Consider the following 20,531-nt stretch of genomic DNA (forward strand, 5'->3'; position numbering starts at 1 on the left):
GTCCCGCCATGAAAATCCTCGTCGCCAATCCCAACACATCGACCGGCGTGACCGACCGGCTCGTGACAGCCGGCAAGCTGGTCGCCAGTCCGGGCACCGAACTTCTGCCCATGACCGCGCCGCGCGGCGTGCCCTACATCGCCACGCGCGCCGAAGCCGCGATCGGCAGCGCCATGATGCTCGAGATGCTGGCCGAGCGGCGCGGTACCTTCGATGCAGCCATCGTCGCCGCCTTCGGCGATCCCGGCCTTGGCGGCGCGCGTGAGCTGTTCGACTTCCCCGTGGTGGGCATGGCGGAAGCCGCGATGCTGGTCGCCTGCACGCTCGGCCGCAGATTCGCCATCGTGAGTTTCGCCAAGGCGCTCGAACCCTGGTTCGCCGAGATCGTCGACTGGCATGGCATGTCTGGCCGTTGCGCCGCCATCCGCACGCCGGACGAGGGTTTCCGCTCGATCGACGACGTGCAGCACGAGAAGGAGCAGGTGCTGATCGACCTCGCCCTCGGCACCGTGAAGAACGACGGCGCCGACGTGGTCATCCTGGCCGGCGCGCCGCTGGCCGGCATGGCCAATACGATCCGCGACAGGGTTCCTGTGCCGCTGGTCGACGGCATCCAGGCTGCGGTGACGATGGCCGAGGGGCTGGTGCGGCTCAATCCGCGCAAGGCGACGCAGGGCACCTATCGCCGCCCCGCCGCCAAGGACTCCAAGGGCCTCGCGGGGCCGCTGGCCGACATCATCGGCCATCGCGAGTCGTGACTGTGACCATGATGCGCGACCTCAAGGGCTATGGCCGCACGCCGCCCGATCCAAAATGGCCCGGCGGTGCCCGGGTCGCCGTCTCCTTCGTGATCAACTTCGAGGAAGGCGCGGAGATGTCGTTGTCGGCAGGCGACGCCCACAACGAGAAGGTCTACGAGGTGACCGACGAGGTTTTAGGCGTCCCCGACCGGTGCATGGAGTCGCATTTCGAGTACGGCACGAAGGCAGCGTGGTGGCGGATCGCCGATTCCCTGGAGCGGCTGGGCGTTCCGGCCACCGTCAGCACCTGCGGCCTCGCGGCCGAACTGTCGCCCTGGCTGATCCACGATGCGGTGGCGCGCGGCCATGAAATCTCCTGCCATGGCTGGCGCTGGGAGAAGCATGCCCACATGGAGGAGGCGAAGGAGCGCGAGATCATCGCCCGCACCGTCAAGGCGCTGACCGAGATCGCCGGCACCCGCCCCGTGGGTTGGCATACCCGCTCCACACCGTCGCCCAACACGCGGCGCCTGCTCGTCGAGGAAGGCGGCTTCCTCTACGACAGCGACGACTATTCCGACGACCTGCCCTTCCATGTCGAGGTCGCGGGCAAGCGGCACCTCGTGCTGCCTTACAGCTTCGACACCAACGACATGCACTATCACCAGGGCTTCCACCGCTTCGTCTCAGCGCGCGACTTCGCCGACTACACGACCGACGCCTTCGACACGCTGTGGGCCGAGGGCGAGCGGTTCCCGAAGATGATGTCGATCGGCCTGCACTTGCGCATGATCGGCCGCCCCGGTCGCATTGCCGCGCTCGACCGCATCGTGGCGCACATGAAGCAGAAGGGCGGCGCCTGGTTCGCCACCCGCCGCCAGATCGCCGAGCATTGGCAGGCGCGGTTCGGCGGGTAGCAGCACAGCAAACCTCATCCTGAGGAGGCTGCGCAGCAGCCGTCTCGAAGGATGGGCCACACGCACCACGTCCGTTGCCCATCCTTCGAGACGTCGCGCTTCGCGCGCCTCCTCAGGATGAGGTGGTTCGGGTATGGATCGAGTTAGGGCAGAAAGGCTCTACGCCTTCACCTTTGGGCGCACGATCTTGATCGTCGAGGTCGAGTGGACGATCAGGCGGCCCTTCTCGTCCTTCAGCTCGCCGTCGAGGAAGCCGACCGAGCCGCCCCAGCGCATCACGCGACCCTCGGCATACACGATGCCCGGCCCCATCGCCTCGAAGAAGCTGATCTTGAGTTCGAGCGTCGGCACCGCGACGCCGAGCTTGCCCTTCACGATGGCGGCGTTGGCCATGGCACTATCGACCATGCCGGTAAGGAAGCCGCCCTGGCAGACGCGGCCCTGCGAATGGCAGAAGGCCGGCACGACTTCGAAGCGGAACCGCGCATAGCCGCGCGCCGAGTCGATATCGAGCAACTCGCCGTTCAGCGTCTTCACCGCCTCGGGTGGATTGGCGCGCAGGATCTCGAGGATCTCCGAATCGTGCATGAGATCCTTGGGGAAGTTCTGGAAGTCTGGATGGGCTGAGCTCATGGGGCCGGGACTATAGCGGACGGGCGAAGGCCCGCACCTTTTTCCAGAAGATCGAGCGCAGCCCACGTTTCGGCCGTCGAAAGACAGGCCGGCGGAGCACTGCAAGTGGACGGCCCTTCGTCGGAGCGCTAGACGCGGACTGTCCACGACGCAAACCCATTCGCCGGCGTACCAGATGAGTTTCAGAGTTCGCATCGCCTCCGCCGACCGCACGATCGACGTGCCAGCCGGCGCCACCATCCTGGACGCCGCGCTCGACGCCGGCATTTCCTATCCGTTCGGCTGTCAATCCGGGAACTGCGGCGCCTGCAAGTCGCTTCTCGTGAAGGGCGAGGTGACCATGGAGGGCTATTCCGAATTCGCGCTCTCCGACGAGGAGAAGGCGCGCGGCCTGATCCTCGCCTGTCGTGCCGTGCCGCGAGCCGCGTGCGAAGTCGCGTGGCTGGAGGAGGACGACCTGATCGTCCACCCCCGGCGACGGCTCGATTGCAGGGTGATCTCCCTCGACGACGCCACGCACGACATCAAGCGCGTGCGGCTGGAGATCGCCTCGGGCGGTCCGTTCGACTTCTCCGCCGGCCAGTTCGCGTCAGTGGCCTTCGAGGGCTGCCCCCCGCGCGACTATTCGATGGCCAACCTGCCGGGCGATCCGGTTCTCGAATTCCACATCCGTCGTACGGCGGGGGGCGCCACCAGCGCCCATGTGTGGGAAAAGCTGAAGGTCGGGGACAGCGTACGAATCGAAGGCCCATTCGGCGCCTCCTACCTGCGCGAGAGCCATCGCGGTCCAATCATCGCCGTGGCCGGCGGTTCGGGTCTGGCGCCGATCAAATCCATCGTCGAGCGCGCGCTGCAGAAGCAGCTGCCGCAGCACATCTATCTCTATTTCGGCGTCCGCAGCGAACGCGACCTCTATCTGCACGACCATTTCGCGGCGCTGGCGCAGAAGCATTCGACCCTGCATTTCATCCCGGTGCTGAGCGAAGGGAGCGATGCAAAGCTGCGGCACGGGCTGGTGCACGAGGCCGTGGCCCAGGACTTCGACGAGGTCGATGGCTGCAAGGCCTATCTCGCGGGTCCTCCCGCGATGGTCGAGGCCGCAACGCTGCTGCTGGAACAGCGCGGCATGCGACGCGCCGATATCCATGCCGATGCCTTCTACACGGCAGCCGAAATGGCGAGCGCGGCAAAGAAGACGGGCGCGGACCAATGAGCGGCCTCCTGCAAGGACGGGTGGCCATCGTCACCGGCGCCGGCCGCGGCATCGGCCGCGCCATCGCCGAGTCCCTGGTTGCCGCGGGTGCAGAGGTCGTCGTGGCCGACAACGGCACGTCGATCGCGGGCGAGGGCGGCGATCCCGAGGTGGCGCGCACGGTCGTCCAGGAGCTGAACGAGAGGGACGGCGGCACAAGGGCTCTCGCCTTCACCGAAAGCGTCGCCTCTCCCGGCGTCGCCAGCCAGCTCGTCGATCTCGCGGTCAGGACGTTCGGCGGGATCGACATCGTCGTGAACAACGCCGCCATCCGGCGCGACGCCCCCGTCTTCGCCGCCGATCCGGCCGACTGGGACGCGGTGATCCGGACCAATCTCTCCGCTGCCTTCTACCTGACCAACGCCGCCTCGGTTGTCATGCGCGAGCAGGACAGGTTCGCCCGTGGTGGCAGGGACGGCTACGAGTGGGGCCGCTTCGTCAACATCGTCTCTTCGGCCGGGCTCTACGGCACCCTCGGACAGGCCGCCTATGCCAGCGCCAAGGCCGGACTGGTCGGTTTGACCCGCGTCACGGCGATGGACCTCGCGCCGGCGCAGATCACCGCCAATGCCATCGTGCCGATCGCACACACACAGGTCATCGACGCCCAGCCTGTCGCCAGCCTGGTGACAGCGCTGTGTTCGCCAGCCGGCAGGACGATCACCGGGCAGGTGCTGGGCGCGCGCGGACGCGAGGTCTTCCTGTTCGGGCAGCCCCGGCCGGTCGCACACCTCGAAGCATGCGGCGCAGAGACCCTCGCCCAAGAAATCATCGGCAAGTTCGGCAGCCAGTTCACCGATCTCGAAGCCTTCGATACCGATTCCCTCGTTTGAGGAGACGCTGCGCATGACTTCCTACGCTGCCCCGTCCCGGACTGTCGGTCGACTGAAGCGCCCGTTCGGCCATCTCTACTACGAGGTCACGGGCAGCGGCCCCGCGCTGATCTTCGCGCACGGGCTGGGCGGCAATCACCTGAGCTGGTGGCAGCAGGTGGCGCACTTCGCGCCCCGCTACACCTGCGTGACCTTCGCCCATCGCGGCTTCGCGCCGTCCGACGCAGTCGCTGATGGTGTCGATCCCGCCGACTATCCGGGCGACCTCGCCGCCCTGATCGATCATCTCGGCCTTGCCGACGTGCGACTGGTCGCGCAATCGATGGGCGGCTGGACGATGCTGGAATATGCGGTCGCCCATCCGGACCGCGTGAAGGCGCTGGTGCTGAGCTCGACCTCGGGGACGCTCGACCGCCGCGGCAGCGATCCGTCCGGCGGCACCGCGTACGATGCCTGGTTAGCCGAATCCGAGGCCGTGATCGCAGCCGGCATGGCGCGCGGGATCCATCCGGCGATGGGCGAACGCGCGGCCGAGCGCTTCCCCGCGCTGCACCTCCTCTACCGCAGCATCGACGAGATGGCCGGTACGCTCGACAAGGAGACGCTGCGCGCCGGCCTGCGCCGCACCGCGACGCGCACGCTGGCCGACTTGAAGACGTTTCGCGTGCCGACCTTGTTGATCGCCGGCAGCGAGGACACCGTCTTCCCGCCGTTCCTGGCAAGCGCCATCGCGACAAGCCTGCCCTGCGGCGAAGCCCAGATCATCGAGGAGGCCGGACACTCGCCATATTTCGAGCAGGCCGCTAGGTTCAACGCGCTGGTCGACGCGTTCCTCGCGCGACCGCGCTAGGAGGTTTCTTTGTCCCAGGACAATCCGCGTATCGCCGTTCTCGGCTTCGCCATTGAGTGCAACCGGTTCGCGCCGGTGACGACGGCGGAGGATTTCGAACACGACGTCGACATTCGTGGCAACCGCATCGTGAGCGAGGCGCGCTCCGGCAAGTCGATCACCATGCCCGACCTGCCCGGCTTCTTCACCGAGATGGATCGCACCGGTAACTGGACGCCGGTGCCGCTGCGCGTCTCGCTGGCGCAGCCCGGCGGCCCGGTCGAGGAACAGTTCTTCAAGGCCTATCTCGCCGAGATCGAATCCGGCCTGAAATCGGTCCTGCCGGTCGATGCGATCTTCGTGTCCTGCCATGGCGCCGCACTCGCGGAGGGCACCGACGATCCCGACGGCGACCTGTTCGAGATGCTGCGCCGCGTCGCCGGTCCCGACGTGCCCATCGTCTCGGTGTTCGACCTGCACGCCAACGTGTCGCGCCGCATGACCGACAATCTCAGCGTCTTCGTCGGCTATCTCGAAAACCCGCATGTCGACATCTACGAGCGCGGCGTCGAGGCGGCGAAGCACATGCGCGAACTGCTGGCCGGCACGCGCACCGCGGTCGAGATGGTGAAGATCCCGCTGGTGCCGCCTCAGATCGCCCTGCTGACCGCGCGCGGCCCCTACGCAGACCTCATCAAGTACGGCCAGACGAAGGTCGGCGGGGACATCCTCAACGTCTCCGTGATGGCGGGCTTCGCCTATAGCGACAGTCCCAAGAACGGCCTCACCGCCGTCGTCACGGCGCGCAACGGCAATGCCAAGGCGGCGGCCGACCTGGCGCTCGACATCGCCGAGCGTGCCTGGGGAACGAGGGAACGCTTCAAGCGCGAGATGATGACCCTGGCCGATGCGGTGCAGCTCGCGACCGCCATCGGCCGCGACAAGCGGCGCAAGCCGATCATCCTGGCCGACGTCGCCGACAATCCCGGCGGCGGCGGACGCGGCAACACGACCTATCTGTTGCGGGCACTGAAGGGCGCGCGGGCGCAGGGTGTCTATTTCGGCGTGTTCAACGACGCGGCGCTCGCGGCACAGGCGCACGCGCTGGGCGAAGGCGCGATCTTCAATGCGTCGTTCAACACGCAGGAGCATCAGGAATTCTCCCTGCCCTTCGATTGCGAAGCCAAGGTGGTGAAGCTCTCCGACGGCCAGTATGTCGGCCGTCGCGGCGTGCTGAAGAACGTCTCGGCCGACATGGGGCCGTCGGCGCTGCTCGATCTCGGCGGCATCCTGATCGTCGTCATCAGCATCCGATGCCAGTGCATGGACCCGCGCCAGTTCGAGATGTTTGGTCTGGACATTGCACAGGCCCGGACGGTGGTCGTGAAGAGCCGTGGCCACTTTCGCGGCGGCTTCGATGAGTTCTTCAAGCCGGAGCAGATCTACGAAGTCGATTGTCCGGGCCTGACCTCGCCAGTGCTGGCGAATTTCACCTGGACCAAACTGCCGAGGCCCGTCTATCCGCTCGACGAAGAAACGAGCTGGACTCCTCCGGCAACCAATTGAGGGAGCCCTTCATGCTGCGTCGTGCCCTGTTCGCTGCCGTCGCGCTGCTCGCCGCAGCGCCTGCCCAAGCCCAGCCCAGCAAGACGCTGAAAGTCGTCATGCAGTCGGATCTCAAGATCATCGATCCGGTCTGGACCACGGCCTACATCGTCCGCAATCACGGCTATCTCATCTACGACACGCTGTTCGCGCTCGACGCCAAGCTCGAGCCGCGGCCGCAGATGGTGGAGAGCTGGACGGTGAGCGACGACCAGCTCACCTGGACCTTCAAGCTGCGCGAGGGGCTGAAGTGGCATGACGGCCAGCCGGTGACGACGGCGGACGTCCTGCCGTCGATCAAGCGCTTCACCGACAAGGACACGCTGGGCGGCCTGTTGGGCAAGCAGACCCAGGAGATGAAGGCGCTCGACGACCGCACCTTCCAGATCGTCCTGAAGAAACCCTACGGCATGATGCTGAAGACCCTGGCCAAGCCCTCCTCCATTCCGCCCTTCATCATGCCCAAGCGGGTCGCCGAGACTCCGGTCACCCAGCAGATTTCCGACACGACGGGTTCGGGGCCGTTCATCTTCAAGAAGGACGAATGGAAGCCCGGCGAGAAGGTCGTCTATCTCCGCAATCCCGACTACAAGCCGCGCGCCGAGTCGCCGTCGGGCCTGGCTGGCGGCAAGGTGGCCAAGGTCGATCGGGTCGAATGGGTCTCGATCCCCGACGCGCAGACCGCGATCAACGCCCTGCAACAGGGCGAGATCGACATGATCGAGCAGCCCTCGCACGACCTGCTGCCGGTCATCGAGAAGGACAAGAACGTCGAGATCGTCATTCCCGACCAGCTGGGCTCGACCTACATCCTGCGCTTCAACTGGAAACAGCCGCCGTTCAACGACGTCCGCTACCGTCGGGCGGCCATGATGGCGTTCAACCAGAAGGACTTCCTGCAGGCGGTCATCGGCGATCCGCGCTACTACAAGGTCTGCAAGGCCATGTTCGGCTGCGGCACGCCGCTCGAGAATACCGCCGGCACCGACGGCATCCTGGAATCGCGCTTCGATGAGTCGAAGAAGATCCTGAAGGAGGCCGGCTATGACGGCACGCCGATCGTGCTGCTGCAGTCGACCGACCTCGCCGTCCTGACCAACCTCGCGCCGGTGGCGAAGACATTGCTGGAGCGCGGCGGCTTCAAGGTCGACATGCAGTCGATGGACTGGCAGACGCTGGTCGCCCGGCGGGCCAAGAAGGTGCCGGTGGCCGAGGGCGGCTGGAACATCGCCATGACGGCGGCCGCGGCGGTGCTGCTGATCGACCCGGTCAACAACCACTATGCCGAGGCGAGCGGCGACCGCGCCCAGTTCGGCTGGCCGCTCGACGAGGAGATCGAGCGTCTGCGCCTGGCCTTCGTCGGTGAAGGCGATGCGAAGAAGCAGTTCGAGATCGCCGAGCAGGTGCAGAAGCGCATCCTGGACGGCGGCGTCACGGTGCCGCTCGGCCAGTTCCTGCAGCCGATGGCCCGGCGCAAGGGCGTGACGGGCAACATCGAATCGCCCGTCACGGTGTTCTGGAACGTCGAGAAGAAGTAGGCGGTCCCCAAAGTCCCGTCGTCTCGACCGGAGCCGAGCGTAGTGAGGCGGAGTGGAGAGACGACGGGTCCTTCGTATAGCTCTACCGATCCGGCAGCGGGATGAACTCGGGATCCCCTGCCACCATGGCGAAGCGCTTCTCGCGCCAGTCTTCCTTGGCCTTCTCGATCCGTTCCTTGCTCGAGGAGACGAAGTTCCACCAGATGTGACGCGGGCCGTCGATCGGGGCGCCGCCCAGCAACATCGCCTTGGCGCCGTCCGTTCCGGCCAGTATCTCGACCGTCTGGCCGGGGGCCAGCACCGCCAGATCGCCGACGCCGAACTGGCTCTCACCGATCACGATCATCCCCTCCGCTACATAGATCGCGCGCTCCTCGTGATCGGGCGTGACGGCCAGCGAGGCGCCGGCCGTCATCTCCACGCCGACATAGAAGATCGGCGAGAAGTGCGTCGTGGGCGCCGTGCGGCCGGCATAGGTGCCGACGATGAGGCGCAGCGAGGCGCCGCCTTCGGTCCAGGCCGGCAGCCGGGCCGCCTCGACATGCTCGAAGGCCGGCGCCGTTTCCTCATGCGTCTTGGGCAGAGCCACCCAGGTCTGGACGCCGTGCATGCGGAAGCCGGTGGCGCGCATCTCGGGCTCGGTGCGCTCGCTGTGGACGATGCCGCTCCCGGCGGTCATCCAGTTCACGTCGCCCGGCCGGATCGCCTGCGAATAGCCCAGGCTGTCGCGATGGTAGATTCCGCCGTCGAACAGGTAGGTCACGGTGGCGAGGCCGATATGCGGATGCGGCCGGACTTCCATGCCGCCCCCCGGCGGCACGTCCATCGGGCCGAAATGGTCGAGGAAGATGAAGGGCCCCACGGTGCGTCGCTTGACGCTCGGCAAGACACGGCGGACCGCGAAGCCGCCTCCCAGATCGTGCGCCCGTCCCTGAATCAGAAGCTCGATCGGATCGGCCATCTCGTTCTCCTCACGCCTGTGCTGCTACCGTTGCGTCGAACGCCCGCCAACGAACGGGCCACCTGCTCCGGTGGCGCGGTCATCCAGATGCTCCGTCAAGCGGTTATGCGGAAGGCTCGGATCGGTCAATCCCTGCACGGTCACCTACAGGCGCTCGCCTCCATGCCGCAATTTTTTGCGCGATGCGAGCTTATTCGCAGCGCAGCAATTTCCAGCGCCCTTTCCCTGTGACCTTTGCTTAACGCCAGGAACAGCGAGTCTAAATTTCTAGCATTTCCAAGGTGTTAGCGACTTTTCACGGGTGTTGCATTTTTGCAACTTTTTGTGGACTTGTGGATACTCCGTGGCCAAAGTGCCCTTCAAGCGGGGCACGCAGGGGCATCGACTGGGGGAGTCGGTGGATCGTCAGTAGCCTCAACCGTCAATAGTAGCGTTCAATGGAACGGGAGCGGCCATCACGATGACGTCCAACATGACGCGTCTCCAACGCGCCTATAGCTGGCGAACCATCCGCAGCCTCACGGCAGCGACCCTTGCAGTCTCCTCTCTTTTTTGCGCCGCGGGCGCGATGGCCCAGGTGAAGGCCCCCTCCAAGAACCAGCTCAAGAAGCCCGCGGCCCGGTCGGCCCCGGCGCCCGTCCCCAGCGAAGACGTCCAGGCCTTCTCGATCGCGGCCGAAAGCTCGGTCGCCCAGCAGCTCATTCTGCTGCAGATCGATCCCAACGATGCGCAGGCTGCCGCCGACGCCGTCGGCAAGGCTCTGAGCCAGCCTGAGGTCAAGGCCGCCAGCTCGGGCCGCGCCGTGCTCGCTCCCCAGGGCGCCGGCCAGCCGAAGCGTCTCGTCTCGCTCCAGCTCTATTCGAACAAGTCGCTGGCCGTCGACCTCTCGCGAGGCGCCGACGGCTCGTTCGGCTTCAAGCTCGCTCCCGGCGCCACCGAGGATGACGACGAGCGCGTCTCGAGCCTGCCGGGCTCGGCCCCGGTGACCGTCGGACCGAGCGCGCGCTCCGTCGTGGCCGATTCGGTCAAGACCGTGAAGACGAGCAGCGCCACGCTGGCCAGCGCCCTGGCTCCGACCGGCGCCAATCCCGCCGCACTGAAGGAACTGACCCAGGCGCTCGCCGGCTTCGCACCGGCCGCCGCTCGCCTCGACGTGGTTCAGGGCCGCACGGTCGACGGCACGCCTCGCGTTCTCGTGGCCAGCCTGGGCGACGGCGCGGCGAGGCAATCCTTCTGGTGGTTTGCCCCCCAGAACCAGCCCGAAGGCTGGTTCGACGACCAGGGCCGACGGCTCGGCGGCACGGCCCTCGCCAATCCGCGGCCGGAAGCGCGGCAGTCCTCGCCCTTCGGCACGCGGCGCTACTACGGCCGCAAGAGCGGCGGCGGCTTCCACAACGGCATCGACTTCGAGGGCAAGACCGGCGAGCCGATCTACGCGGCGGCCGACGGCGTGATCAATCACCAGGGCTGGTACTTCAACTACGGCCGTACGGTGAAGCTCAGCCACGCCGACAGTTTCGAGACGCTCTATGCGCACATGTCGCGCTTCGCCGAAGGGATGGGCCCCGGCACGCGCGTCCGCAAGGGCGACCTGATCGGCTATGTCGGCTCGACCGGCCGCTCCACGGGCGCGCACCTGCACTTCTCGGTGATCGTGAACGGCCAGTTCGTCGACCCGCAGCCCTACATCTCCGACAGCGGCGGCAACGGAGCCCTGGCGGGCGAGCAGCTCGTCTCCTATCGGCAGTGGCAGCAGGAGATCAAGCGCGCCTCCGAGCGCAGCCGCGGCAGCAGCGACAGCCGCTTCCAGGGCCTGCAGGGCGCAGAGCCGTGGTCGTCCAACCCCTTCTCGTCGCGCACCGCCGACCGTCTCTGACCGCCGGGGATCGCACACGCGCTGCCGTTGCGCAGGTCCGGCTGTTCGCCTAGGAATTGCGTCATCGATCCTGAACGGTCGCGACAGGCGACCGACGGGAACGCCAGAGGCAAACCACGAGGGATGACATAATGCTCAAGAAAATGATGGCCGGCGTCGTAACCGCCGGTCTGGTCGGTGTCGCCGGCACGGCGCATGCCGGCAAGGATCTCGATGCGGTGAAGGCCCGTGGCCAGCTGGTCTGCGGCATCAACACGGGCGTCGCGGGCTTCGCCCAGCAGGACGACAAAGGCAAGTGGACCGGTCTGGACGTCGATGTCTGCCGCGCCGTCTCGGCCGCGCTCTTTGGCGACTCCGAGAAGGTGAAGTACGTGCCGACCACGGCGCAGCAGCGCTTCACGGCCCTGCAGTCGGGCGAGGTTGACGTTCTCTCGCGCAACACGACCTACACGCTGACCCGTGACACCGCGCTCGGCCTCGAGTTCACCGGCATCAACTACTACGATGGCCAGGGCTTCATGGTGCCGAAGAAGCTCGGCGTGAAGAGCGCCAAGGAGCTGAACGGCGCCACCGTCTGCGTCCAGCCGGGCACGACGACCGAGCTCAACCTCGCCGACTATTTCCGCGCCAACAAGATGACCTTCAAGCCGGTCGTCATCGAGAAGGTCGAGGAGATCCGCGCCGCCTTCTATGCCGGCCGCTGCGACGTCTACACCACGGACGCCTCGGGCCTCTACTCGACCCGCGCCGCCAACACCCCGGCCCCGGCCAAGCCGGACGACTTCATCATCCTGCCCGAAATCATCTCCAAGGAGCCGCTGGGACCGGCGGTGCGCCAGGGCGACAACCAGTTCGCCGACATCGTGCGCTGGGCCTTCTACGCGATGGTCGAGGCCGAGGAAGCCGGCATCACGTCTAAGAACGTCGACGAGATGCTGAAGAGCGACAATCCCTCGATCAAGCGCATCCTCGGCGTCACGCCCGGCATGGGCAAGGCGCTCGGGGTCGACGAGAAGTGGGTCTACAACATCGTCAAGCAGGTCGGTAACTACGGCGAGAGCTTCGACCGCAACGTCGGCATGGGCTCGCCGCTCAAGATCGAGCGCGGCCTGAACGCCCTGTGGACCAACGGCGGCCTGCAGTACTCCCCGCCGATCCGCTAGTCTTTCCAGACCAACGTCACGACGAACCGCCGCCCTCCAGGGCGGCGGTTTTTCTTTGGGTAAGTCCCGCTCATTTTGGCCTGCGGCTTGCAAGCCTCGCGGAGAAGGCGGCATGCTGTGTTCAAGGAAAAGGGAGGTTTAATGCGCAAGAAGATCGCGACGGCAGCGGCCGGTATCGTGGCCGCTTTGACCGGCGCCGCCGGGACGGCGCACGCGGGCAAGGACCTGGATGCCGTCAGGGCGCGGGGCATGCTGAATTGCGGCGTCGGGATCGGCACGGCGGGCTTCATGCTCGCCGACAGCCAGGGCAAATGGAAGGGCCTCTCGGTCGACGTCTGCCGCGCGGTCGCGGCCACCATCTTCGGCGACTCGGAGAAGGTCAGGTACGTCCCCCTCACCTCCCAGCAGCGGTTCACCGCGCTGCAGTCGAGCGAAGTCGACATGGTGATGGGCAACGCGACCTACACGCTGACGCGCGACACGGCGCTGGGGCTCGATTTCACCGGTATCTATTATTTCGACGGCCAGGGCTTCCTCGTGCCAAAGACGCTCGGCGTGAAGAGCGCCAAGGAGCTGAACGGCGCCACCGTCTGCGTCGCCCCCGGCACCACCACCGAGCTCAACCTCGCCGACTATTTCCGCGCCAACAAGATGACCTTCAAGCCGGTCGTCATCGAGAAGGTCGACGAGATCCGCTCGGCCTTCTTCTCGGGCCGTTGCGACGTCTACACGACCGATGCGTCGAGCCTTGCCGCGACGCGCGCCGCCAACGTGCCGCCGCCGAAGACGATCGACGACTACGTCATCCTGCCGGAGATCATCTCGAAGGAACCGCTCGGACCGGTCGTGCGTCACGGCGACAACCAGTTCGCCGACATCGTGCGCTGGGCCTTGTACGCAATGGTCGAGGCCGAAGAGCACGGCATCACGTCTAAGAACGTCGACGAGATGCTGAAGAGCGAAAACCCCTCGATCAAGCGCATTCTCGGCGTCACGCCCGGCATGGGCAAGGCGCTCGGGGTCGACGAGAAGTGGGTCTACAACATCGTCAAGCAGGTCGGTAACTACGGCGAGAGCTTCGACCGCAACGTCGGCATGGGCTCGCCCCTCAAGATCGCCCGTGGCCAGAACGCGCTGTGGACCCAGGGCGGCCTGCAATACTCCCCGCCAATTCGTTGATGCGGGGGCATCTGGGTTGGGGATGGTGGGATTTGCCCCGTTGCGCGAGGGCAATTCCCACATACACTAAGGGCAATATCGGGCAGATAACGCCCGCGCGGGCAATCCGCACCGGACAGGGGGAATAGCGTATGGCGGTCGAGACTCTCGGCTCTACGCCACGTGCAAAAGTGGCGCCATGGAACGATCCGGTCATTCGAGGCTGGGTATTCCAGATCGTCGTGGTCGGTCTCGTCGGATTCCTTGCCTGGTATCTGGTCAGCAACACCATCGACAATCTGCAGCGCCAGAAGATCGCCAGCGGCTTCCACTATCTGGAGCGCGAAGCCGGCTTCGAAATCGGCGACACGATGATCGAGTATTCGCCGGCCAGCACCTACGCCCGCGCCATCTGGGTCGGCATCCTCAACACGCTGCGCGTCGCTGTCCTCGGCATTCTCCTCAGCACCATCCTCGGCACCTTGGTCGGCGTCGGCCGGCTCTCGCCCAACTGGCTGCTCAGCCGGATTTGCGCCTGGTACGTCGAGGCCTTCCGCAACGTGCCCCTGCTGCTGTGGCTCTTCCTCTTCTACAAGCTGATCAGCGAGGCTTTCCCAGGTCCGCGGCAGGCGATCTCGCTCTTCTGGAACAGCGTGTTCCTGAGCAACCGCGGCGTCTACTTCCCGGTGCCCATGGCCGATCCGATTCACAAATGGATGGGCATCGCCTTCCTGCTGGGCATCGCCGGCGCCTGGTACGTGAACCGCTGGGGCAAGAAGCGCCAGGAGGCGACCGGCCAGCCCTTCCCCGGCATCTCTGCGGGCCTCGCCATCGTCATCGGGCTCCCGGCCCTCGTCTGGCTGGCCGGCGGCGCGCCCCACCATATGAGCTGGCCCGAGCTGAAGGGATTCAACTTCTCGGGCGGCACCGTCATCCAGCCCGAGTTCACCGCACTTCTGGTCGGCCTGGTGCTCTACACCTCGGCCTTCGTGGCCGAGATCGTGCGCTCCGGCATCCTGGCCCTGCACAAGGGCCAGAGCGAGGCGGCGGCGGCGCTCGGCCTGTCGCGCGGCCAGTCGATGCGCCTCGTGCTGCTGCCTCAGGCGCTGCGGGTCATCGTCCCGCCGATGACCAGCCAGTATCTCAACATCACCAAGAACAGCTCGCTGGCGATCGCGATCGGCTATCCCGACCTCGTCGCCTCGATCAACGTGACGATCAACCAGACCGGCCAGGCGATCGAGAACATCCTGATCATCATGGCGGCCTACCTGTCGGTCAGCCTCTCGATCTCGGCGTTCATGAACTGGTACAACAAACGCATCGCCCTGAGGGAGCGCTGAGCATGACCGACGCCATGCCTGTCGGCGACCGCAAGCCGCTCGCCCCTCCCGTCGACGAGACCGGTCCCCTCGGCTGGGCCCGCAAGAACCTGTTCTCGAGCTGGGGCAACGGGATCACGACGGTCGTGCTGATCGCGTTCGTCGTCTGGGTGCTCTCCTGGTTCCTCGAATGGGCGTTGTTCACCGCCAACTTCACGGCCTCGACCGGCGCGGAGTGCCGCGGCGGCGGTGCCTGCTGGGCGCTGATCCGCGAGAAGTTCCGCTACATCTTCTTCGGCTCCTTCCCCTACGAGCAGCATTGGCGGCCGCTGTTTGCCGTCATCACCATGCTGGCCATGCTGGTGCTGAGCGCCGACCGCCGGATGTGGAACTGGCGCCTGCTCGTGATCTGGGGCGTGGGCTCGTTCGTCACCTTCCTGCTGATGTTCGGCCAGATCCACATTCCGCTCAGCCTCATCCTGTTCGTCGCCCTGGCCGGCGGCGGCATCGGCCTCAGCCTGCGCAGCGCGCTGGCGGCACCGTCCGAGCGGATGGCCTACTACGCTCTGGTTGCGATCGGCGCGGTGGGCCTCGTCCTGCGCATCGTGGGCGTCCTGCCGGCGTGGAGCATCGTCATCGCCCCCCTCAGCTACGTCGAGACCAGCCTATGGGGCGGCCTGCCGGTGACGCTGATCCTGGCGACCTATGGCCTGGCCTTCGCCTTCCCCTACGGAGTCCTGCTGGCGCTGGGGCGGCGCTCCAACCTGCCGCTCATCAAGGGCCTGTGCGTGGGCTTCATCGAACTGATCCGCGGCGTGCCGCTGATCAGCCTGCTGATCATGGCCTCGGTCATGCTGCCGCTGTTCCTGCCCTCGGGCACGACGATCGACAAGTTCCTGCGGGCCCAGGTCGCCGTGATCCTGTTCGCCGGCGCCTATATCGCCGAGGTGATCCGCGGCGGCCTTCAGTCGTTGCCGAAGGGTCAGTTCGAGGCCGCCGACGCAATGGGCCTCAACTACCCGCAGAAGACGCTGCTGATCATCCTGCCGCAGGCGCTGCGCGTGGTGATCCCGCCGCTCATCAATACCTTCATCGGCTTCTTCAAGGACACCTCGCTGGTGCTGATCATCGGCATCTTCGACTTCCTGAACACCGCCAACCAGGCGCTGGTCGACCCCAACTGGGCGGGCTTCCCGGGTGAGGTCTACCTGTTCGCCGCCTTCGTCTACTTCATCTTCTGTTTCTCGATGTCGCGGTACAGCAAGTATCTCGAATTCGAGCTCAACAAGGGTACGCGCCGCTAGGCGCCGTCAGGGGAGCAAGTCATGGCCGCATCCGCCCGCGATCTTTCGAAGGTCGAATCGGTGATCCAGCTCAAGGGCGTCAACAAGTGGTACGGGCAGTTCCATGTGCTGTCCGACATCAATCTCGACGTCAAGGAAGGCGAGAAGATCGTCATCTGCGGTCCGTCGGGATCGGGCAAGTCGACGCTGATCCGCTGCATCAACCGGCTGGAGGAACATCAGCGCGGCGACATCGTGGTCCACGGCGTCACGCTGTCCAACGACGTGAAGAACATCGAGGCGATCCGCCGCGAAGTCGGCATGGTCTTCCAGTCGTTCAACCTGTTTCCGCACCTCACGATCCTCGACAATCTCACCCTGGCGCCGATCTGGGTGAAGAAGATGCCGAAGAAGGAGGCCGAGGAGATCGCCATGAGCCTGCTCACCCGGGTGCGCATCCCCGAGCAGGCGCTGAAGTATCCCGGCCAGCTCTCAGGCGGCCAGCAGCAGCGCGTGGCGATCGCCCGCGCGCTGTGCATGCGGCCCAAGATCATGCTGTTCGACGAGCCGACGTCGGCGCTCGACCCCGAGATGGTGAAGGAAGTGCTCGACGTCATGATCGAGCTGGCACGCGAAGGCATGACCATGCTCTGCGTCACCCACGAGATGGGATTCGCCCGAGCCGTCGCCGACCGTGTGATCTTCATGGATCGCGGCGAGATCGTCGAACAGAACGAGCCGGAGGCGTTCTTCGCCAATCCCCGGAACGAGCGCACCAAGCTGTTCCTCGGCCAGATCCTGCACAATCACTAGGATCTTTCAGAATAAGGGCGACCCGCACCACCTCATCCTGAGGAGCGGTCGCAGGCCGCGTCTCGAAGGATCGGCAACAGACGTGGTGCTCGTGCCCATGCTTCGAGACGCGCCCCTCCGGGGCGCTCCTCAGCATGAGGTTGGTGTTGGTGGATCCAGGGCCGCCATAGAGGCGCCCCGGAGTTTCACCTGACGTCGAGCGTCTTCCGGATCACCGCGCAGACCTCGTCGACCGACTCGAGCGGCATGTGCGGGCCCATCGGCAGGCTGAGGACGGTTTCGGCCAGCTTCTCCGCAAGGGGATAGGTCCCCTTGCCTTGGCCGAGTTCGGCATAGGCTTCCTGAAGGTGCGGCGGGATCGGATAGTGAATCAGCGAGCCGATGCCCGCCGTCTCGAGCGCCTTCACCAGATCGGCGCGCCGGTTTGTTCGCACGACGTACAGGTGCCACACCGGATCGGCCCATTGCGGGACGTTGGGCAAGGCGAGACTCGTGATGTCGGACAGCCTGTCGTCGTAGCGCGCCGCCACCTTCCGGCGGCGATCGTTCCATTCGTCGAGCTTCGCGAGCTTCACGCGCAGGAAGGCCGCCTGCAGTTCGTCGAGGCGCGAGTTCAGGCCTTTCTCGAGGTTCACATACTTCACCCGGCTGCCGTAGTTGCGCAGCGTCCGCAGCCGCTCGGCCAGCTTCGGATCGTCTGTCGTCACGGCCCCGCCATCGCCGAAGGCGCCGATGTTCTTGCTGGGAAAGAAGCTGTGGGCACCAGCGTCGCCGAGCGATCCGGTGCGGCGGCCCCGCACCTTCGCGCCCTGCGCTTGGGCAACGTCCTCGATCACTTTCAGCCCATGCTTGGAGGCGAGCGCCATGATCGCGTCCATGTCGGCCGGCTGGCCGTAGAGATGGACGGGCATGATGGCGCGTGTGCGCGGCGTGAGGGCCGCCGCGATCCGGTCGGGATCGATGTTCGGCCCGCCCGGAGTCGGTTCGACCGGCACCACCTTTGCGCCCACCGCCGTTACCGCAAGCCAGGTCGCAATATAGGTGTTCGACGGCACGATGACTTCGTCGCCCGCACCGATGTCCCAGGCCCGCAGCGCGAGCTCGAGCGCCTCAAGGCCGTTGCCCAGTCCGACGCAGTGCTTCGTGCCGCAGAAGGCGGCGTACTCGGCTTCGAAGGCTTCGACCTCCTTGCCGAGCACGAACCAGCCGGACTCCATCACGCGCAGATACGCGGCATCGAGCTCCGGCTTGAGCTCGGTGTAGACCGACTTCATGTCGAGGAAGGGGATCATGCTCGGCTCGCCACCTCGACTTCGCGCTTGAACGCTTCGTAGTCGCGCAGGTACTCGCTCTCGTCGTAGAGGGTCGAGGCGATGACCAGGATGACGGTCTGCGGCGCGAAGTTGTCCAGCTCGTGCCAGACCATCGGCCCGATGTGAAGCGCCCGCCCCGGGTCGTTCAGGACGACCGTTTCCTTCACCTTGCCGTCGTCGAGATGCAGCTGGCATGAGCCGTTCATCACGAGTGTGACGAGATGCGACTCACGGTGTCCGTGCCGCCCGCGCCACTGATCGGACGCGATGTCGTGCAGCCAGAACAGGCGCCTCACGGTGAAGCCCAGCTGCTGGTCGAACTCGAGGAAGTTGATCTTGCCGCGGACGTCGCCGCGTCCGGGAACGGAAAGCCAGCGGCAATTGGAGACTTTGAGCTGGGGAAGAGACATGTCGGGCATGGCAGAGCCTGTCTTATCGCTTTATCGTTTGGAGCCTTCGCCATTGCATGTAGACGACGCCACTCAAGGCGACGAGCCCACCGGCGATCTGGTAGGCATTGGGAATGAAGCCATAGGTCATTGACCATAATACGGCGAAAAACGGCACGAGATTGACCCAGAGCGACGCAATTGCAACCCCCAGCCTGCTGGCGCCGACATTCCAGAGATAGGCGCCCACGCCGCTGGAGAAGACGGCGACCAGCAGGAGCTGGCTCCACACCCAGCCGTCGGTGACCCCAAAGGGCGAGTTCGCCCAGCCCAGACCGATCAACACCAGGGTGAGGACCGACATCCAGCCGAGAGCCGACAGCGACGCGACATAGGCCCGGTGCAGCTGGCTCGCCCGGTCGAACCAGGCCTGCGCCTTCAGGCTATAGAGGGTCCAGATCGCGTTCGAGAGCAGCACGATGATCTCGCCGCCGCCCAGGGTCAGGGCGCCGCGGCCGAACAGGCTCCCCGCGGCCAGGATGGCGCCCCCGGTCAGGGTCAGGGCCAGGGCGACCCCGAAGCCGGGATCGAAGCGTGCGCCGGTCACGAGACGCACGGTCGCCGCCGAGACCAGCGGCCCCGCCACCTGGACGGCGGCCGCCGAGATCGGGTTGCTGAACCGGATGCCCGCGATGAAGACCGTGAAGAAGCCGCTCATCATCAGGCCGATCAGCAGGAAGCGCTTCAGGCCGATCTCGATCCGCAGGTTGCGGACGCCCTCTGCCAGCACCAGCAGCACGCCGAGCGTCGCCACGGCCGCCAGGGTGCGGATGGTCAGCATCGGCACCACGTCGAAGTGCTCGAGCATGACCTTGGAGACGGGAACGTTGGCGCCCCAGCTCACCCCCACGAAGACCATCGCCGCGAAGGCACCCAGCATATGGTGCCGGCCGCGTCCCGGTGCCGGCCCCCCGGTCATCGCCGCGCCGCGCGGGTCTGGCGGATCTGCAGCTGGGCGATGCCCGCCAGGACGACGACACCGCCCGCGACCTGCAGCCAGCTGGGCTCGCGCCCCATCAGGGCGGCCAACCCGATCGCGAAGACCGGCGCGGAGTTCGCAAACAGGGAAGCGACGGGTACGCCGACCAGAGAGACGCCGGTATTCCAGAGAAGGACAGCCACCGCGACGCCCAGGATGCCGATCCAGGCAACCATGCCCCACTCGATCGGAGTCGGCGGCCGGGTCGGCCAGGCGATGCCGCCCAGCGCCCAGACCACGGCACAGACCACGCCCAGCAACACGCTGGCCACGGTCGAGGTCAGGGCCGAGAGGGCGATCTGGCCGCGGTCGGCCAGCCATTGCTGGGCACGGATCGAGTACCAGCTCCAGCAGAGCTGGGCGATCACCAGCAGCCCCTCGCCGCCTTCGAGGCCGAAGGAGCCCGACGTACGGCCCGGCGTGCCCAGCACCACGACGATGCCGCCGGCGACGACCAGCACCAAGGTGAGCCCGAAACCCGACGGCGTGATGGAGCCGAGCATCGCCCGCGCGAGCAGGGTCGCCCAGATCGGACCGCACATCAGCACGATGGCCGAGGTCGCCGGATGGGCATGGGCCACGCCGAACGTGTAGAGCACCGAGAAGGCCGTCATGGCCGTCCCGAGCTTCAGCAGCCTCGTCCAGTCGAGCGGCCGCGGCGCCGCCGCCGGCCGGGCGCTCAGCAGCACGGCCAGCCACAGCACCGGCAAACCCAGGATGTAGCGTGACCAGGACAGGAGCCAGTTGTCGTAATGCTCCGCCAGTGCCGCCAGGACGGGAATCATCGATCCCCAGATCATGGCGGCGAGCAGCAGGACCAGGCTGGCGCGCCGCAGCGCACCGACGGAGGGAGACATCGAGCCTGCC

The 20,531-nt window shown here is 66.2% G+C and carries 19 protein-coding genes; 13 read left to right on the plus strand and 6 right to left on the minus strand.

All coding sequences use genetic code 11. The annotated features are described in order from the left end of the window. Positions 1 to 8: 8 nt before the first annotated feature. Both ACO07I_RS07565 and ACO07I_RS07570 read left to right on the plus strand, forming a co-directional pair. The gene (locus tag ACO07I_RS07565; RefSeq protein WP_422015886.1) at positions 9 to 758 is read left to right on the plus strand and encodes an aspartate/glutamate racemase family protein; all 750 of its coding nucleotides are present in this window, start codon (positions 9 to 11) and stop codon (positions 756 to 758) included. Positions 759 to 766: 8 nt separating this feature from the next. Next, positions 767 to 1,657, plus strand: a complete 891-nt coding sequence (locus tag ACO07I_RS07570) for a polysaccharide deacetylase family protein (RefSeq protein WP_422015888.1) — start codon at positions 767 to 769, stop codon at positions 1,655 to 1,657. Positions 1,658 to 1,816: 159 nt separating this feature from the next. Here ACO07I_RS07570 and ACO07I_RS07575 read toward each other — a convergent pair whose 3' ends face one another. After that, a complete protein-coding gene (locus ACO07I_RS07575; protein WP_422015890.1) occupies positions 1,817 to 2,290 on the minus strand; it encodes a PaaI family thioesterase in 474 nt (157 codons plus the stop codon). Positions 2,291 to 2,465: 175 nt separating this feature from the next. Here ACO07I_RS07575 and ACO07I_RS07580 point away from each other — a divergent pair, with 175 nt between their 5' ends. From ACO07I_RS07580 to ACO07I_RS07600, 5 genes are read left to right on the plus strand one after another with little or no spacing between them, the layout of a single operon-like run. Then, entirely contained in the window at positions 2,466 to 3,503 is a 1,038-nt protein-coding gene (locus tag ACO07I_RS07580; protein WP_422015892.1) for a 2Fe-2S iron-sulfur cluster-binding protein, read from the plus strand. Further along, a complete protein-coding gene (locus tag ACO07I_RS07585) occupies positions 3,500 to 4,375 on the plus strand; it encodes an SDR family NAD(P)-dependent oxidoreductase (protein WP_422015894.1) in 876 nt (291 codons plus the stop codon). Before ACO07I_RS07580 ends, ACO07I_RS07585 begins: the two co-directional genes overlap by 4 nt. 13 nt (positions 4,376 to 4,388) lie before the next feature. Continuing rightward, the gene (locus ACO07I_RS07590; protein WP_422015896.1) at positions 4,389 to 5,225 is read left to right on the plus strand and encodes an alpha/beta fold hydrolase; all 837 of its coding nucleotides are present in this window, start codon (positions 4,389 to 4,391) and stop codon (positions 5,223 to 5,225) included. Between the two features lie 9 nt (positions 5,226 to 5,234). Further along, entirely contained in the window at positions 5,235 to 6,770 is a 1,536-nt protein-coding gene (locus tag ACO07I_RS07595; RefSeq protein ID WP_422015898.1) for a M81 family metallopeptidase, read from the plus strand. 11 nt (positions 6,771 to 6,781) lie between these two features. Further along, on the plus strand, positions 6,782 to 8,347 hold the full coding sequence (locus ACO07I_RS07600; RefSeq protein WP_422015900.1) for an ABC transporter substrate-binding protein: 1,566 nt from the start codon (positions 6,782 to 6,784) through the stop codon (positions 8,345 to 8,347). 82 nt (positions 8,348 to 8,429) lie between these two features. Here ACO07I_RS07600 and ACO07I_RS07605 read toward each other — a convergent pair whose 3' ends face one another. Next, positions 8,430 to 9,308, minus strand: coding sequence for a pirin family protein (locus tag ACO07I_RS07605; RefSeq protein ID WP_422015902.1), 879 nt, complete (start codon positions 9,306 to 9,308; stop codon positions 8,430 to 8,432). 472 nt (positions 9,309 to 9,780) lie between these two features. On the opposite strand from ACO07I_RS07605, the gene ACO07I_RS07610 reads away from it, so the two are divergent. From ACO07I_RS07610 to ACO07I_RS07635, 6 genes are all read left to right on the plus strand, one after another. Further along, complete coding sequence (locus ACO07I_RS07610; RefSeq protein ID WP_422015904.1) at positions 9,781 to 11,184, plus strand: M23 family metallopeptidase; 1,404 nt, start codon at positions 9,781 to 9,783, stop codon at positions 11,182 to 11,184. Between the two features lie 131 nt (positions 11,185 to 11,315). Beyond that, entirely contained in the window at positions 11,316 to 12,347 is a 1,032-nt protein-coding gene (locus ACO07I_RS07615; protein ID WP_422015906.1) for an amino acid ABC transporter substrate-binding protein, read from the plus strand. Positions 12,348 to 12,488: 141 nt separating this feature from the next. After that, entirely contained in the window at positions 12,489 to 13,526 is a 1,038-nt protein-coding gene (locus ACO07I_RS07620) for an amino acid ABC transporter substrate-binding protein (RefSeq protein WP_422015908.1), read from the plus strand. A 131-nt stretch (positions 13,527 to 13,657) separates the two neighbouring features. Continuing rightward, complete coding sequence (locus ACO07I_RS07625; protein ID WP_422015910.1) at positions 13,658 to 14,848, plus strand: amino acid ABC transporter permease; 1,191 nt, start codon at positions 13,658 to 13,660, stop codon at positions 14,846 to 14,848. Between the two features lie 2 nt (positions 14,849 to 14,850). Then, entirely contained in the window at positions 14,851 to 16,131 is a 1,281-nt protein-coding gene (locus tag ACO07I_RS07630; protein ID WP_422015912.1) for an amino acid ABC transporter permease, read from the plus strand. 21 nt (positions 16,132 to 16,152) lie between these two features. Then, the gene (locus ACO07I_RS07635; RefSeq protein WP_422015914.1) at positions 16,153 to 16,923 is read left to right on the plus strand and encodes an amino acid ABC transporter ATP-binding protein; all 771 of its coding nucleotides are present in this window, start codon (positions 16,153 to 16,155) and stop codon (positions 16,921 to 16,923) included. Between the two features lie 185 nt (positions 16,924 to 17,108). Here the strand turns inward: ACO07I_RS07635 and ACO07I_RS07640 are convergent, their stop codons facing one another. From ACO07I_RS07640 to ACO07I_RS07655, 4 genes are read right to left on the minus strand one after another with little or no spacing between them, the layout of a single operon-like run. Further along, complete coding sequence (locus tag ACO07I_RS07640; protein WP_422015916.1) at positions 17,109 to 18,215, minus strand: DegT/DnrJ/EryC1/StrS family aminotransferase; 1,107 nt, start codon at positions 18,213 to 18,215, stop codon at positions 17,109 to 17,111. Next, positions 18,212 to 18,655, minus strand: coding sequence for a sugar 3,4-ketoisomerase (locus ACO07I_RS07645; protein ID WP_422015918.1), 444 nt, complete (start codon positions 18,653 to 18,655; stop codon positions 18,212 to 18,214). The genes ACO07I_RS07640 and ACO07I_RS07645 overlap by 4 nt, the downstream gene beginning before the upstream one ends. A 13-nt stretch (positions 18,656 to 18,668) precedes the next feature. Further along, positions 18,669 to 19,604: a DMT family transporter gene (locus ACO07I_RS07650; RefSeq protein ID WP_422015920.1), complete on the minus strand. Its 936-nt coding sequence runs from the start codon at positions 19,602 to 19,604 to the stop codon at positions 18,669 to 18,671. Next, the gene (locus ACO07I_RS07655) at positions 19,601 to 20,521 is read right to left on the minus strand and encodes a DMT family transporter (RefSeq protein WP_422015922.1); all 921 of its coding nucleotides are present in this window, start codon (positions 20,519 to 20,521) and stop codon (positions 19,601 to 19,603) included. Before ACO07I_RS07655 ends, ACO07I_RS07650 begins: the two co-directional genes overlap by 4 nt. Positions 20,522 to 20,531: the final 10 nt, after the last annotated feature.

The organism is Reyranella sp., from assembly GCF_965227665.1.
GTDB lineage: Bacteria > Pseudomonadota > Alphaproteobacteria > Reyranellales > Reyranellaceae > Reyranella.